Below are 14,809 nucleotides of genomic sequence, written 5' to 3'. Positions count from 1 at the left end.
ATCAGCAGCTTAAAACAGTCAGTCATGCCCATCATCAGCAATGTCATTGAACGCCTTCTGTCCGCCAGGCTGTTTTTGATCATGGGGGTTATTTCATTATTTTACTGCCATTTAGCTCTGGCTGAGGCGCCCGGGCATGCTGAGCCCCGATATCGGATAGAACGGCTCCAGGTGAGCGAGATAGGGGAAGAAAACAGAAGGTGGGCGTTTATCCGTCGGCTCCCGCGGGCGGAGATAGCACTGCCCTGGTCTGGCGGCTTTACACCCCGGCCGGATTTTTTTCTGCTCACCCTGACAACCGAACGTGATGATGAGCACCTGATCCTCGAGGTATCGCCGACTTTTCTGGAAAAGGTCACCCTGCAGCCACTCTCCGGCGGTGCCCTGGTCAACTACAGCTCCGACGCTCAGCTCAGGGGACTGGCGGCTCCTCCCAGTGACGGCGGCAACGACTTCAGGTATCCGGTATTCGATCTGAGCATGACGGAGCGGGGCGAACATTATTTTTTGCTGACTCTGGACAGTCGATCATCCAGGGCTCTCAAGCTGTCCTTTTATCCGGCCGACGACTACAGCCACAAGGAGATAAGGTCGGCGACCGGCTTCATGTTCTTTTATGGCACCCTGAGCATGCTCGCCCTGATGACATTATTTACGGGCATTGCCATAAAGGAAAAAATCTACCTGATTTACTCTTGTTATGTGATTGCCAGCACCGGTATTCACTTCATCGCTCAGGGCTGGGCGAAAAGCATGAATATGTCGTTTGGGCCCGTTTCGCAACTGGATATGATGGTGCTGATGATGTGTCTGACCCTCATGACCGGGGTCGAGCTGATTCGCATCACCAACTTTCAGCTGCACTATCCCACACTGTGGAAGTGGACCCGGGGTTTGTGCTGGTTGATTGCCATTGTTTCTGTCTGCTTGCTGTGCCTTGGTCATTACGCTTTTGTATCGGCCAGCCTGCAATTGGTCTTTCTCTTTCTCATGGTTTACATCACGACCATGGCGACGATCATGAGTATCAAGGGAGAAAAGGCGGCCAGGCTATATCTGGTGGCCTTTCTGATACACAACACTTCGACCATCCTTGCCATACTGAGAAGCTTCGGAATACTGCCGGTAAACGACATCACGCTTTTTTCGATCAACTTCACCATTATCATCCATGCGCTGTTTATTTATCTGGCCATTACCAACAAAATCTACACCCTTAAACTGAACTCGGAGAGACTTGCTCAAACCGAGCTCAAGCTGAACTTTGAAGTCAGGATCAGAGAGCTGCAAGGCCGGTTTTTCAAGCTGCTGACGCACGACTTTCGCACGCCCATCAGCATCATATGCAACGAACTGGAAAACACAGCCCCCTGTCAGTCCCGAAGCATGGAGAGCGTAAGAAAAAATGCAACCAGGCTGGAACAGATGATTGATCAATATATTGATACCAGCTTCCATCTCGACCTGGCTAAAAAAGAAGCCGCTCCAACAGATATCGGCTCTCTGCTGGAGCGGGTGGTATCCAACTTTCAGTTCACATGCCACGATCACGACATCCGGGTGGCATCCTCTTCCCCGCAGGAGTGGAACATCAATGCCGGTATGCTGGAGATCATCATCGGAAACCTGATCAGTAATGTGATTCGGCACAGTCCCGGTGGCACCCGCTGCCAGATTGAGTACTGGACGGGCAACGACCGGCTTTATCTCGGGGTGAACGATAATGGCCCGGCCATCGGCAACCTGAAAAAAGGGGTCGGTTTAACTCTCACCTGGGAAGCCGTAGAATCCTTGGACGGGTCTATCAGCTTTTCTTCCTGCCACCAACAAGGGAACCTGTTCATCCTTTCTTTTCCTGCCACGATGGCATCAGAATGACGCTGAGCCGGTATTATCAATGCGCTCGGTCATGATGGTTTTTTCGATTGCAGCCGACATTCATGGGGATGGGTCATGATCACGATTTTTGTTGTAGAAGACGATCCCGTCTGGAACCAGACCGTGAAAGACGCTCTGGTCAAAGCAGGATACCGGGTGACCAGTTGTCACACTTTATCCGACTTGTGGGACTCACTGGCCGATACCAGGCCCAATGCCATTATTCTGGATGCCCGGCTGCCCGACGGCAGTGGTTTTGACGCGCTGGCGCGCATCAGGAAAGCATCGCCTCATAGCTGTATTCTGATGCTGACCGGCATGGTGCAGAGCCAGTTCAGAATAAAGGGCTTACTCGACGGGGCCGACTGTTATCTGACCAAGCCGGTGATAACAGACGAAATATTGGCCAATCTTTGTGCCCTGTTGAGGCGCACGCCTCAGCAGCAGCGGCAAGTGCAGCCGCTGTCCTTGTCCATCGAACGACAGAGCCTGATATCGCCCAATGTCGGGGATATACCGTTAACGCCTCAGGAATACACGGTATTCAGGGTGATGGCGTTACAACCACTGCATCCGGTCAGTAAAAACAAACTGATTTCATCGCTGGGCTATCAGGAGTACGAATACGATAACCACCGGCTGGAAACCCTGATGTACCGTCTGCGGCGCAAGCTGAAAAACATCGAGAACGAGCTGAGCATCAAAGCCGTTTACGGCAAGGGTTACTGCATCAGTCACCCGGTGCAGATTATTTCGTGATCCTGGAGGGTCTTTATCCATTAAGACTCACATGACTCAAAAAGGCGAGCTCGGCAGTCCGCCTACAGCTTGATGACTCACCGATGTTGGCAGCCTGATGCCATGTTCAGTGCTGGGTATTCAGCTGCGTCAGCAGGGCGCCCAGATCGTTGTGGATGTACCGCTCATCGACGCAATGGGCCAGGTTGTCGTTGATAAAGCGCACGAAGTTGGCGGCGGCATAGGGCATGCGCCGGTTGCCGTGGCAGACCAGATACCAGTGGCTGCCGAGCGGAAATCCGGGAATGGCCGGGCGCCCCAGCTTGTGCTCGCCCTCGGCCAGGGTGTGTTCCGACAACACCGCCAGCCCCAGCCCCTGCTCCACGCTCATGCGGATCACCTCGTTGCTCTCTATCTGCATGACCCGCTTCAGTTGCAGGTTGCGCTTGCGCAGCCATTCTTCAAACACCAGCCGGGTGGCGCTACCCGGCTCGCGCAGCAGAAAGCGCTCTTCCAGCAAGGCCGAGAAATCGGCGGGGGGATGGTGCACCGCCCAGTGATCCGGTGGAGTGATCAGCACCAGCGGATTATGGATAAAACGGCCACTCAGGGTGTGCTCGCCGGTGGGAGGATGGCTGAACAGGTAAAGGTCGTCCTGCTGGTGCCGGTGGCGATCCAGAATATAGCCCCGGTTACCGACGCTGATGGATACTTCGACTCCCGGGAAGCTACGGTTAAAGGGCCCCAGCAGGCGCGGCAGTATGTATTTGGCGGTGGTGACCACGCCGATGCTGAAACTGCCGCGGGTGCCCTGGCGCGCGTCCTGCAAAAAGCCGTTGAAGTCTTCGAACCGGCTCAGGGCGTCCAGTGCCGCATGGTACAGCTCGGTGCCGACCAGAGTAGGGGTGATGCGCCCCTCACCGATGTTCAGCAGCGGCTCGCCCACCGCTTCGGCCAGGCGCTTGAGCTGCTGGGACACGGTGGGCTGGGTCAGGTGCAGCTGGCTGGCGGCCCTGGATACCGAGCCCAGGCGCACCACGGCCACATACACCTGCAACAGACGAAAAGTCAGATGGCGAACATTCATTGATGATTATCTATATTGGTTGTCATTAACATTTATTGGTAACTATATCTCGTGTTTCGCATTATGTCTGCCATCTTCAGGGTCAACCAGGCATCGGCACTGCCCTCATCCGGTTGACCACAGTGACAACATCATGACAAGAGAGGAATTCATGCCAGATATAGTGGTGGCGTTTTTTTGCGCTGGGTGTGGTGGCGGGGCTGGCCCGTTCGGATCTTAAGGTGCCCAAGGCGGCCTATGACACCCTGAGCATACTGTTGATGCTGACCATCGGTTTCAAGGGCGGGCTGGCACTGCACGGCAACCTGCACTGGGGGCTGGTGCCGGAGCTGCTGGCGGTGGCGGCGCTGGGGGTACTGATCCCGCTGCTGTGTTATCCGGTGGCTCGCCGGCTGCTGCGCCTCGATCAGGCCAACAGCGCCAGTCTGGCGGCACATTATGGCTCGGTCAGCGCCGGTACCTTTGCGGTGGCGCTGGCCTACGCCCAGAGCCTGAGCCTGGACATTGCGCCCGAGACCACCCTGTACCTGGTGTTGCTGGAGCTGCCCGCCATCATCGTCGCCATTTCTCTGTACAAGCGGCTGTCGGGGCAGGGCGTGCAGGCCGGTCATGGTAGCGTCTGGCACGAGGCGCTGACCAGTCGGGGCGTGGTGCTGCTTACCGGCGGCGTGCTGATTGGTTACTTCTACGGGCCCCAGCAGGCGGCGCCGGTGAGTGATTTGTTCATCGGTGCCTTCAAGGGACTGCTGGCGCTGTTTTTGCTGGAGATGGGACTCTGTGCCGCCAAGGCGCTGTGTCCGGTGCCCTGGCGGCGCTGGCCGGTGATGCTGTTTGCACTGCTGGCGCCCTGGTGCTGGCCGGGCTGGGTACCCTGATGGCCCTGCTGTTGGGGTTGCCGCAAGGCACGGCGCTCATTCTGGTGGCGCTGGTGGCCAGTGCCTCTTACATAGCGGCGCCGGCGGCCATTGGCGCCGCCATCGACAAGGCAGACATCGGGCTGGCCATGCTGGCGTCGCTGGCGGTGACCTTTCCCTTCAACGTGCTGGTGGGCATTCCGCTCTATGCCCGCTGGTTGCAGAGCTTTTACTGACCATGAAAAAGGCGGACCCGAGGTCCGCCTTTGTCGTTGCAATGGTCGTTACCACTGTCGTTACAACCGTCGTCAGTGGTATTACACCAGCTCACGATTTTCTTTTTTGGCCTCGCGTACATCCTTGAGTACCGCCTTGCAAATGACTACCAGTATCCACAGGGTGAGGGCGGGCCAGATCAGGATATAGGCTCCCAGGATCAAATCGTTCATTATCAGGACTCCTTGGCAAGATGAGCGGAATTGAGCGACGCCGGCGCGGTTTCGGCGCCGAGCCCCTGGTCGTAGTGACCAACCCGCTGTTTGATGAGATCGAAGTCGAACTGCTCCCGGTCAAGCAGGCTGACCACCACGCACACCAGGGTGCTGACACCGTAGGCGACCAGGGATGACAGCAGTACCGTGTATTCACGCAGAAAGCCGGTGGCAAAGAACATCAACGCCAGAGCGGCCAGTATGCCCGCCACAAAACCGGCGTGCTTGCCCAGAAAACCGAATGCCATCAGCCCGATCACCACGCCGCCGCCAATGCTGGCCAGCAGCTCGAACAGCACGGCGATAACACCGGTCATGGGCACCAGCTCGAAGCGGGCCACGCAGAACATGAGCAGGGCGGCCAGCACCGAGCTGGTGAAGGCGCGGTTGGTAACCCGGTTCCAGAAGCAGCTGGCGATCACCGGGAACACGATGGCGCCCCACAGCGCGCCTACAAACACCAGCATCACCAGAATATCGAGCGAGAAGCTGGCGAACACGATGCCCACCATGGTGGCCACTATCATGGTCATCCGGCCGATGAACAGCATGCGCTTGGGACAGGCCTTGCCTTTGGCGATGTTCTTGCCGTAGACGTCGGCCATCATGATGGCCGACAGCGCCGACAAATCCGAGTCGGCGGTGGACGACAGGGAGCCGATCACCAGAATGAAGAACAGGGCGATGAATACCGGTGGCAGATAGGCGGACACCATCTGCGGGATCAGGTTGTTCATGTCGCCGTTGAGCGGCTCTACCCCGGTAGTCAGGGCCATCAGGCCGATCATGCCCAGACCGATGACGATGGCGCCATAGCCCAGGGTGGCGGTGATAAAAGTGGGTTTGATGTGTTGCTCGTTCACCGCGAACAGGCGCTGGGAAATGGTCTGATTGCCGATGGCATAGGCCAGCACGGCCACGAAGTAGGGTGCTCCCTGGTGCAGAATGGCGTCGGTCGAGAACAGGTTGGCCTGCTCGGCGGTCAGGTTGTCGAAGCCGTTCATGACTTCGGCCGGGCCACCCATGGCGAACAGCACCGCCGGGATGATCACCACGGCAATGGCCATCAGCGCGATCAGCTGGGCGAAGTCGGTCAGCACCGAGGCGCGAAAACCGGACCAGAGCGTATAGCTGAGCACCCCTGCACCGGCGATGATGACCCCGGTCTGGAACGACAGCGGCGACAGCACCGACACCAGGGCACCGGCGGCGGTGAAGTTCACCATCAGGCTGATGATGCTGCCCAGCAGGTTGGACAGCGCCAGGATCAGCTGGCTGGAAGAGCCGTGGCGGGCGTGAATGATTTCACCCAGGGTATGGGCCTTGGGCGCCAGCGCCCGGAAACGGCGGCCGAAGGGATAGATGAACAGTATCATCAGCGCGCCCCACAGACCGTAATGCAGAGGGCCGGATACCCCGTAGGTATAGCCCGAGGTGGCGGCGGCGTAGAAGGATGCGGCCCAGATCCAGGTGGCGGTCATGCTGGCCGCCCCCATGCCGAAGCCGACGCTCTGGTTGGACACCATGAAGGCGTCGGTGTCTTCCTGTTCTTTCTTGATAAAGGTGGTGATCAGATAGGTACCGCCATAGAAGGCGGCCAGCAACAGCAACACAGTGGTGCTGGAAAATTGATAGAGTTCCAAGTTCATCTCCCTGTTCATGCGAGTGAAACGGGCATACGCGCAGGCAAAGGCGACCGGATGAACGGCACCTGAGCTGACGCAGGTTAAGACGACCTGGCTAGCGGCAACGGACGCGGAGATCCCGTAGAAAACGGATCGGCAATAAATAAAGACTGTGATTTAGAGACGTTGGCGATAGCCTGGTAATGTGCGGTCGACGGCACTGGGCCGTGAGCTAGGGTAAAGATTCAATGGTGCCGAACATATGGCGAATGCCTCCTTTGTGTACAATCCTTCCGATTTTGCGGGGACAATACCTTAGCCCCAGACTCGGGTAATGTCCACCCCCGGGGGTTTGCCGACTAGCCGCCAAACCGCCGTTTCGTTATAATCCGCGCACCCCCAGATCCACCCATATGCTGAACGTTGTTGAAACGTCTCTGAAACGTTGTTGAACAGGAGTAGTCATGCAAGCAAAAGTTGCCGTCATCATGGGTTCCAAGAGTGATTGGCCCACCATGCAGGGTGCCGCGGACATCATGGATAAACTGCAGGTCGCCTATGAAGTGGAAGTGGTGTCGGCGCACCGCACCCCGGACCGACTGATGGAGTTTGGCGAACAGGCCGTGGCGCGCGGTTTTGAAGTCATCATCGCCGGTGCCGGCGGTGCCGCCCACCTGCCGGGCATGGTGGCGGCCAAGACCCGGTTGCCGGTGCTGGGCGTGCCGGTACAGAGCCGTGCCCTGAACGGCATGGACAGCCTGCTGTCCATCGTGCAGATGCCCAAGGGTATTGCCGTGGGTACCCTGGCCATCGGTGAGGCCGGCGCCTTCAATGCGGGCCTGATGGCATGCCAGATCCTGGCCAACAACGATCCGGCCCTGGCCGAGCGGCTGGAAGCCTTCCGCCAGGCGCAGACCGAGACCGTGCTGGACAATCCGGACCCGCGGGAGGAAGCATGAGCCGAATCTGGGTACTGGGCGCCGGCCAACTGGGCCAGATGCTGAAACATGCCGGCATGCCGCTGGATCTTGAGGTGTGCCCGGTAGACATCGAGTCGGAAGAGACCTTTCCGCTGCAGCCCCACGAGCAGGTGACCGCCGAGCGGGAACAGTGGCCGGACACCGCCGCCACCCGTCAGCTGGCCGCGCACCCGGCGTTCGTCAACCTCGAGACCTTCCCCATTCTGGCCGACCGCTTTACCCAGAAGTCGCTGATCGACAAGCTGGGGCTGGCCACCGCGCCCTGGCAACTGGTTGAAACCGACACCAGCGCCGAGCAACTGCATCAGCAACTGGGCGAGCGGGTGCTGCTCAAGCGCCGCACCGGCGGCTACGACGGTCGCGGTCAGCACTGGTTGCGCGAGCCGGGCCTGGACGCCATACCCGACGACTGGCACGAGCAGGCCATCGCCGAGCAGGCCATCGACTTCGATGAAGAAATGTCGGTGGTGGGCATGCGGGGTGCCGACGGTCAGTGCTTTTTCTACCCGCTGACCCTGAACCTGCATGTGAACGGCATTTTGCTGGGTTCGGCGGCGCCATTGGCGCGGCTGGCGCACCTGCAGGCGGAAGCCGAGCGGATGCTGGGTACCCTGATGAACGACCTCGATTACGTGGGCGTGATGGCGATGGAATGTTTCCGGGTCGGGGATCACCTGCTGATCAACGAGCTGGCGCCGCGGGTGCATAACAGCGGTCACTGGACCCAGGCCGGTGCCAACATTAGTCAGTTCGAGGCCCATCTGCGTGCCGTGGCCAAGCTGCCCCTGGTGCAGCCTACCGTTAAAAACACCAGCGTGATGGTGAACCTGGTGGGCACCGAGCGCAACGATGCCTGGCTGTCGGTACCCGGTGCCGAGCTGTACTGGTACGGCAAGGACGTACGTCCCGGCCGCAAGGTAGGGCACATCAACTTCTGCCTCGACAGTCATGCGGACACCAAGGCCGCCCTCGACCAGCTGCAACCCCTGCTGCCGGTCAACTACGTTCAGGTACTGAACTGGTTGCGCAGCCAGCTCGACTGAGCCTTCAAGCCCCGCTTCGGCGGGGCTTTTTATTAGTTGTGTTGCCGTCACCGCTTCAACTGACGAGCCCTGCATTGCCTCTCGCCTCACATTGATATTCTGTTTCGTTTTCGCCGAACTTGTTATGCTGAATATCTACTCTATTCGATAGGAAGTATCGCCGATGGCAGCGGAGGCTTTCACCCAATGGCTGGTCCGGCACAAGGGGCTGGGCTGGATATTACTGGTTGTGGTGCTGCTGTTCTGGCTGTGGCGGGGGGAGCTTTATCAGGCACGGGTGGACGCGCCGGCGGCAGAGCCGGTGCCGGCCGCCGAGGCATATCATGTCGAAGTGATGACCCTCGATGCCGAACCCTACCAGCCCGGCGTGATGTTGCAGGGGCAACTGTTGCCCCTCCGTTCCCTGATATTGCGGGCCCGGGCCGGCGGCACCCTCATCGAGCTGCCCAGGCTCGGACAACGGGTCAGTGAGGGCGACAGGCTGCTCACCCTGAGCGACGATGGTCGTACGGTCAAGCTGGCGCAGGCCGAGGCCGAACACCGGTTGCGTCAGGCCGAAGTGACCGCCGCCGCCCGGCTGTGGCGCAAGCAGATGATCGCCGAAACCAATTATCTGGCCTTGCAGTCGGCGGCCGCCATGGCGCAGGCGGAACTGGCCGAGGCCCGGCTGGCGCTGAGTCATACCCGCATCGAGGCGCCCTTTGCCGGCAGCATCGACGCCCTGCCGGTGGAGCGGGGGCACTTTGTGCAGACCGGTGACGCATTGCTGACCCTGGTGGATGTGTCTACCCTCAAGCTCACCGCCGCCGTGCCTCAGCAGCAGGTGGCCGGCCTCGCTCCCGGATTGCCGGTGACGGCGGAGCTGCTGGATGGCCGTGAACTGCAAGGAGAGCTGGTGTTTGTCGCCCAGTCCGCCGATGCCGCCACCCGCAGTTTCGCGCTGGAAGCCCGGCTGGATAATCCGCGGGGCTGGCGGGTGGCGGGGGCCAGTGCCGGGCTGCGTATCGCCCTGCCGGCGCGGCCCGCCCATCGGTTGTCGCCGGCGCTGCTGGCGCTGGACGATAACGGCCGACCGGGCGTGCATATCGTGGACGAGCAGAACCGAATGCAACGGGTGCCGGTGACGCTGCTCAGCATCACCCCCGACGAGGCCTGGATCGGGGGTCTGCCGCAGCCGGTGCGGATCATCACCCGGGGGGCGGGTTTTGTGATCGAGGGCAACACCGTCAGGGTCCGTGACGCGGAGCCGGTGCGATGAGGGCGCTGATCGCCGCGGCGGTGTATCGCAGCCGCGCCACCCTGATGGCCTTTCTGTTTCTGCTGCTCGGCGGTGTGGGTGCCTATCAGGACATTCCCAAGGAAGCCAACCCGGACGTCACCATCCCCATGATGTATGTGTCCATGCGGCTGGAAGGCATCAGCCCGGAAGATGGCGAGCGGCTGCTGGTACGGCCGATGGAGCAGGAGCTGCGCACCCTTGAAGGGGTGAAGAAAATGACCTCCACCGCCAGCGAGGGTTATGCATCGGTGATGCTGGAGTTCGATGCCGGCTTCGATCCCAAACAGGCGCTGCAGGATGTGCGGGAAAAGGTCGACTCGGCGCGCAGCAAGCTGCCGCAGGAGGCCGATGAGCCGGTGGTAAACGAAATCAACGTGGCGCTGTTTCCGGTATTGTCGGTGGCCCTGTCCGGCCCCCTGACGGAGGCCGAGCTGGTGATGACGGCCCGGCGACTGAAAGACGAGATTGAAGGCATTCCCGAGGTGCTGGAGGTGGACATCGGCGGTGATCGGGAAGATCTGCTGGAAATTCTGGTCGACCCCCAGGTGCTGGACGGCTACGGCATCGATTACACCCAGTTGTTCAACCTGGTGTCACGCAATAACCGGCTGGTGGCCGCCGGCAGCCTGGATACCGGCGCCGGCCGGCTGGCGATCAAGGTGCCCGGGGTCATCGAGGATCTGGACGACGTGCTGGGCCTGCCCATCAAGGTAAGCGGCGATCAGGTCGTTACCTTCGGCGATGTCGCCACCCTGCGGCGCACCTTCAAGGATCCGACCGGTTTTGCCCGCATCAACGGCGAGCCGGGGCTGGTGCTGGAAGTCAGCAAACGCGCCGGCGCCAACATCATCAACACCATCGCCCGGGTCAAGACCCTGCTGGCAGAAGCCGAGCCGCTGCTGCCGCCGGGGGTGGAAATCAACTACATCATGGATCAGTCAGTCCAGATAGAAGACATGCTCTCCGACCTGCTCAACAACGTGCTCACCGCCGTGGTGCTGGTATTGATCCTGATCCTCGCCACCATGGGCGCACGCTCGGCCATCATGGTGGGACTGACCATCCCCGGTGCCTTTCTTGCCGGTATTCTGATCATCTGGGCCATCGGTTTTACCATGAACATCATCGTGCTGTTCTCGCTGATCCTGGTGGCGGGCATGCTGGTGGATGGCGCCATCGTGGTGTCGGAGCTGGCCGACCGACACCTGCATGAGGGGCAGTCGCCCCGGCAGGCCTGGCTCAACGCCGCCCATCGCATGAGCTGGCCGGTGATCGCCTCCACCGCCACCACCCTGGCGGTGTTTGTGCCGCTGCTGTTCTGGCCCGGGGTGGTGGGGGAATTCATGAAATACCTGCCCGCCACCGTCATCATCTGCTTGCTGGCCTCACTGGCCATGGCGTTGATTTTTTTGCCCACCATGGGCGGCCTCAGCCGGCGCAGAACCCGCCATCGGGTGCCGGTTACGGTGCCGGGGCTCAATCAATACCGGAGCCTGCTGAGCCGGTTGCTGCAGCGGCCCGGTCTGACCCTGGTCGGCACCCTGGTGCTGATCGGGCTTATCTATGCCGGTTACGCCCGCTTCAATCTCGGGGTGGAGTTCTTTCCGTCCATCGAGCCGGATAGCGCCCAGTTGCAGGTGCGTGCCCGGGGCGATTTGTCGGTGCATGAAAAAGACGCCATCTTGCGCGAGGTAGAAGGGCGCCTGCAGGGTCTGAGCGAGGTCAAGGCGTTGTATGCCCGCAGTTTTGCCATGCCCGACAACCAGATGGGCACCGATGTGATCGGGGTGCTGCAGTTTCAGTTTACCGACTGGTATCTGCGTCGGCCGGCCAGCGCCATCAAGGACACCATGCTGGCGCTGACCGGGGATATTCCCGGCGTGGTGCTGGAGTTCAGACAGCAACAGATGGGGCCGGGCGCGGCAAACCGGTGGAACTGCAAATCAATGGCAGCGACGAGCGCCGCCTGGCGGCGGCCACCGATACCCTGCGTGCGGCGATGGAAGCGCTGGGGGGCTTTATCGACATCGAGGACGACCGCAGCCTGCCCGGCATCGAATGGCGGCTGAGTGTGAACCGTGAAGCCGCCGCCCGGCTGGGGGCCGATGTGCTGAGCGTGGGTAACGCGGTGCAGCTGGTGACCAATGGTCTGAAACTGGCGACGTACCGGCCCGAGGATGCCAGCGACGAGGTAGACATTCGGGTGCGGCTGCCGGCCGGTTTTCGCTCGTTCGATCAGCTGTCTCGGCTGACCCTCAGCACCGCCCGTGGCCAGGTGCCGCTGAGCCATTTCGTGACCCTGACCCCGGCGCCGAAAATCGGCACCCTGCATCGGGTGGACGGCCGGCGCACCATCACCATCAAGGCCGACATTGCCGAGGGCTTTCGGCTGGACGAGCGGCTGAATGCCCTGAGCGAGCAAGTGAACACCTTGCCCGACGGCGTTGGTCTGGTGGTGGCCGGAGAAGACGCGGATCAACGCGAGGCGGGGCAGTTTCTGCTCAACGCCTTCGGGGTGGCCATTTTTTTGATGACGTTGATCCTGGTGACCCAGTTCAACAGCCTGTATCAGACCGCGCTGGTGCTGTCGGCCATTGTGTTTTCCACCGCCGGTGTGCTGATGGGGTTGCTGCTGAATGGCCAGTCGTTCGGCATCGTCATGGTGGGCATGGGCATCATCGCCCTGGCGGGCATCGTGGTGAACAACAACATCGTACTGATTGACACCTTCAATCAGCTGCGCGCCGAGGGCATGAGCCCGACCGAGGCGGCGCTGGAAACCGGCTGCCTGCGCCTGCGCCCGGTGCTGCTGACCGCCATTACCACCGTGCTGGGGCTGATGCCCATGGTGCTGGGGGTGAACGTGGATCTGCTGGCACCGAGCCTGGGCCTGGGGGCACCTTCCACCCAGTGGTGGACCCAGTTGTCCAGCGCCATCGCCGGCGGCCTGGCCTTCGCCACCCTGCTGACCCTGCTACTCACCCCCTGCATGCTGGTACTGGGGGCGAGACGCGCTGCACGCCTCAGCCAAACACCGCCAGCTGATTGCGATAGGGGCTGATATCGCCGATGTGTTGCGCGACCCATTCCGGGTTGTAGTAGGTATCGAGGTAGCGCTCGCCGCCGTCGCACATCAGGGTAACCAGGGAGCCGCGCTCGCCGTTTTCCTGCATGCGTTTGGCCAGCTGCAGCACGCCCCACAGGTTGGTGCCGGTGGAACCGCCGGCCTTGCGGCCCAGGATCTGCTCCAGCCAGTGCAGGGTGGCGATGCTGGCGGCGTCCGGCACCTTGATCATCTCGTCGATGACCTCGGGCAGAAAAGACGCTTCCACCCGCGGGCGGCCGATGCCCTCGATGCGGCCCCCGGCCTGGCTCACCAGACTGGCATCGCCGCTCTGGTAGCTGTCGTAAAACACCGAGTTTTCCGGATCGACCACCACCAGCCGGGTGTCAAGTCCCAGATAGCGGATATAACGGCCTAGGGTAGCGGAGGTGCCCCCGGTGCCGGCGCTCATCACGATGGCGTCGGGAACGGGGTGGGGCTCTTCGGCCAGTTGGCGGAAGATGCTTTCGGCAATGTTGTTGTTGCCGCGCCAGTCGGTGGCCCGCTCGGCAAAGGTAAACTGATCCATGTAATGACCGCCGTTTTCCCGCGCCAGTCGCTCCGCCTCGGAATAGACCTCGGCGGCGTGATCCACAAAATGACAGCGTCCGCCCAGACGCACCACCTGCTCGACCTTCTTGCAGGTGGTGTGACGCGGCATCACGGCGGTAAAGGGCAGGCCCAGCAGCTTGGCGAAATAGGCTTCGGACACCGCAGTGCTGCCCGACGAGGCCTCCACCACATGGGTGCCCTCTCTTATTTTGCCACTGCAGATGGCGTGCAGAAACAGCGATCGCGCCAGTCGGTGCTTGAGGCTGCCGGTGGGGTGGGTGCTTTCGTCCTTCAGATAGATATCGATGCCGTCGAGACCGGGAACGTCGAGCCGGTAAAGGTGAGTATCAGAGGTGCGCAGCTGATCGCTGGACAGGGTCTTGAGGGCGGTGCGGGTCCAGTGGTTCATGGTCGGGGTATCCGTGATGAAGGTAGCAGGAAAGAACCGGGCGGTTCTGTCATGGGAAAATTATATCCCCGATACACGGGAAAATTTTTTCTGTATTTCCTGTACTGATGTTATTTTTTAGAAATATTTTCTACTTTCCTTGGGTTAAGCGAATGGATATTTTCGACAGGCAGATCCTGATGCTGTTGCAGCAGGATGCGACCATGGCGCTGAAAGATCTGGCCGAGGCGGTCAGCCTGTCTGTGACCCCGTGCTGGAAGCGGGTGAAAAAGCTGGAAGAGGCCGGCTACATTCGCGGCCGGGTGGCATTGCTGGATGCGGACAAACTGGATCTGGGGCTGTCGGTGTTCGTGCAGCTCAAGACCCAGCGCCACGACAGCCGCTGGTTGGCGCAGTTTGCCGAGACCGTCACCGCCTTCGACGAGGTGGTGGAGTTCTATCGCATGTCCGGCGAGTGGGATTACATGCTGCGGGTGGTGGTGGCGGACATCACGGCCTTCGACCGCTTCTACAAGAAGCTGATCACCAGCACCGAAGGTCTGTCCGACATCACTTCCAGTTTCGCCATGGAGCAGATCAAATACACCACGGCCTTGCCTCTGGGCAAGTAGGTCATCATGGGAGGCCGCGTCGCGGAGCTGGGTTCAGCGACGGCTCGTCTGCCCGCCGGGCCCCGGCGGCCATGGTGTTCATGGCAGTACCCTTCACGATTCGGCAAGGTCATGCGGGTGTCATTTTTTGGTCATCCTGTTGTCGCCACCCTCTGCTAT

At 60.6% G+C, this 14,809-nt stretch carries 12 protein-coding genes and 1 pseudogene; 9 read left to right on the top strand and 4 right to left on the bottom strand.

The window, feature by feature from the left end:
- Window positions 1-24: 24 nt before the first annotated feature.
- Window positions 25-1,878 carry a sensor histidine kinase gene (locus BFR47_RS03745; RefSeq protein WP_071471833.1) on the top strand — a complete coding sequence of 618 codons (1,854 nt, stop codon included), beginning with the start codon at window positions 25-27 and terminating at the stop codon, window positions 1,876-1,878.
- 75 nt (window positions 1,879-1,953) lie between these two features.
- The gene (locus BFR47_RS03740) at window positions 1,954-2,637 is read left to right on the top strand and encodes a response regulator transcription factor (protein WP_071471832.1); all 684 of its coding nucleotides are present in this window, start codon (window positions 1,954-1,956) and stop codon (window positions 2,635-2,637) included.
- A gap of 106 nt (window positions 2,638-2,743) precedes the next feature.
- Here the strand turns inward: BFR47_RS03740 and BFR47_RS03735 are convergent, their stop codons facing one another.
- The gene (locus BFR47_RS03735; RefSeq protein ID WP_071471831.1) at window positions 2,744-3,703 is read right to left on the bottom strand and encodes a LysR family transcriptional regulator; all 960 of its coding nucleotides are present in this window, start codon (window positions 3,701-3,703) and stop codon (window positions 2,744-2,746) included.
- A gap of 188 nt (window positions 3,704-3,891) precedes the next feature.
- Between BFR47_RS03735 and BFR47_RS03730 the strand changes: the two are divergent.
- Window positions 3,892-4,793: pseudogene (locus tag BFR47_RS03730) on the top strand (sodium-dependent bicarbonate transport family permease).
- Between the two features lie 81 nt (window positions 4,794-4,874).
- On the opposite strand, the gene BFR47_RS18080 reads toward BFR47_RS03730, so the two are convergent.
- Together BFR47_RS18080 and BFR47_RS03725 are read right to left on the bottom strand one after the other, a co-directional pair.
- On the bottom strand, window positions 4,875-5,006 hold the full coding sequence (locus BFR47_RS18080; protein ID WP_217645434.1) for a putative transporter small subunit: 132 nt from the start codon (window positions 5,004-5,006) through the stop codon (window positions 4,875-4,877).
- Window positions 5,007-5,008: 2 nt separating this feature from the next.
- Window positions 5,009-6,697, bottom strand: a complete 1,689-nt coding sequence (locus tag BFR47_RS03725; protein WP_071471830.1) for a sodium:solute symporter family protein — start codon at window positions 6,695-6,697, stop codon at window positions 5,009-5,011.
- A 440-nt stretch (window positions 6,698-7,137) separates the two neighbouring features.
- Between BFR47_RS03725 and purE the strand changes: the two genes are divergently transcribed.
- From purE to BFR47_RS18975, 5 genes are all read left to right on the top strand, one after another.
- Entirely contained in the window at window positions 7,138-7,632 is a 495-nt protein-coding gene (purE, locus tag BFR47_RS03720) for a 5-(carboxyamino)imidazole ribonucleotide mutase (protein WP_071471829.1), read from the top strand.
- Window positions 7,629-8,696, top strand: coding sequence for a 5-(carboxyamino)imidazole ribonucleotide synthase (purK, locus tag BFR47_RS03715; RefSeq protein WP_071471828.1), 1,068 nt, complete (start codon window positions 7,629-7,631; stop codon window positions 8,694-8,696). The genes purE and purK overlap by 4 nt, the downstream gene beginning before the upstream one ends.
- Before the next feature lie 163 nt (window positions 8,697-8,859).
- Entirely contained in the window at window positions 8,860-9,954 is a 1,095-nt protein-coding gene (locus BFR47_RS03710) for an efflux RND transporter periplasmic adaptor subunit (protein ID WP_071471827.1), read from the top strand.
- Complete coding sequence (locus BFR47_RS18980) at window positions 9,951-12,044, top strand: efflux RND transporter permease subunit (RefSeq protein ID WP_281245931.1); 2,094 nt, start codon at window positions 9,951-9,953, stop codon at window positions 12,042-12,044. The genes BFR47_RS03710 and BFR47_RS18980 overlap by 4 nt, the downstream gene beginning before the upstream one ends.
- Window positions 11,942-13,036, top strand: coding sequence for an efflux RND transporter permease subunit (locus BFR47_RS18975; RefSeq protein ID WP_281245933.1), 1,095 nt, complete (start codon window positions 11,942-11,944; stop codon window positions 13,034-13,036). Before BFR47_RS18980 ends, BFR47_RS18975 begins: the two co-directional genes overlap by 103 nt.
- Here the strand turns inward: BFR47_RS18975 and BFR47_RS03700 are convergent.
- The gene (locus tag BFR47_RS03700; RefSeq protein WP_071471826.1) at window positions 12,999-14,039 is read right to left on the bottom strand and encodes a PLP-dependent cysteine synthase family protein; all 1,041 of its coding nucleotides are present in this window, start codon (window positions 14,037-14,039) and stop codon (window positions 12,999-13,001) included. The two genes, BFR47_RS18975 and BFR47_RS03700, sit on opposite strands and share 38 nt — an antisense overlap.
- A 152-nt stretch (window positions 14,040-14,191) precedes the next feature.
- Here BFR47_RS03700 and BFR47_RS03695 point away from each other — a divergent pair, with 152 nt between their 5' ends.
- The gene (locus BFR47_RS03695) at window positions 14,192-14,650 is read left to right on the top strand and encodes an Lrp/AsnC family transcriptional regulator (RefSeq protein WP_071471825.1); all 459 of its coding nucleotides are present in this window, start codon (window positions 14,192-14,194) and stop codon (window positions 14,648-14,650) included.
- The last annotated feature ends 159 nt before the right edge of the window (window positions 14,651-14,809 follow it).

The organism is Oceanisphaera psychrotolerans (assembly GCF_001870485.1).
Lineage (GTDB): Bacteria > Pseudomonadota > Gammaproteobacteria > Enterobacterales > Aeromonadaceae > Oceanimonas > Oceanimonas psychrotolerans.
Note: the sequence above shows the minus strand (reverse complement) of the source record. Positions and strands in the feature narration are given on the sequence as shown.

What these genes read in the sequence shown, in the direction of transcription:
- BFR47_RS03745 (WP_071471833.1), top strand. Translation starts at nt 25, where the DNA reads ATGCCCATCATCAGCAATGTCATTGAACGCCTTCTGTCCGCCAGGCTG.
- BFR47_RS03740 (WP_071471832.1), top strand. Translation starts at nt 1,954, where the DNA reads ATGATCACGATTTTTGTTGTAGAAGACGATCCCGTCTGGAACCAGACC.
- BFR47_RS03735 (WP_071471831.1), bottom strand. Translation starts at nt 3,703, where the DNA reads ATGAATGTTCGCCATCTGACTTTTCGTCTGTTGCAGGTGTATGTGGCC.
- BFR47_RS18080 (WP_217645434.1), bottom strand. Translation starts at nt 5,006, where the DNA reads ATGAACGATTTGATCCTGGGAGCCTATATCCTGATCTGGCCCGCCCTC.
- BFR47_RS03725 (WP_071471830.1), bottom strand. Translation starts at nt 6,697, where the DNA reads ATGAACTTGGAACTCTATCAATTTTCCAGCACCACTGTGTTGCTGTTG.
- purE (WP_071471829.1), top strand. Translation starts at nt 7,138, where the DNA reads ATGCAAGCAAAAGTTGCCGTCATCATGGGTTCCAAGAGTGATTGGCCC.
- purK (WP_071471828.1), top strand. Translation starts at nt 7,629, where the DNA reads ATGAGCCGAATCTGGGTACTGGGCGCCGGCCAACTGGGCCAGATGCTG.
- BFR47_RS03710 (WP_071471827.1), top strand. Translation starts at nt 8,860, where the DNA reads ATGGCAGCGGAGGCTTTCACCCAATGGCTGGTCCGGCACAAGGGGCTG.
- BFR47_RS18980 (WP_281245931.1), top strand. Translation starts at nt 9,951, where the DNA reads ATGAGGGCGCTGATCGCCGCGGCGGTGTATCGCAGCCGCGCCACCCTG.
- BFR47_RS03700 (WP_071471826.1), bottom strand. Translation starts at nt 14,039, where the DNA reads ATGAACCACTGGACCCGCACCGCCCTCAAGACCCTGTCCAGCGATCAG.
- BFR47_RS03695 (WP_071471825.1), top strand. Translation starts at nt 14,192, where the DNA reads ATGGATATTTTCGACAGGCAGATCCTGATGCTGTTGCAGCAGGATGCG.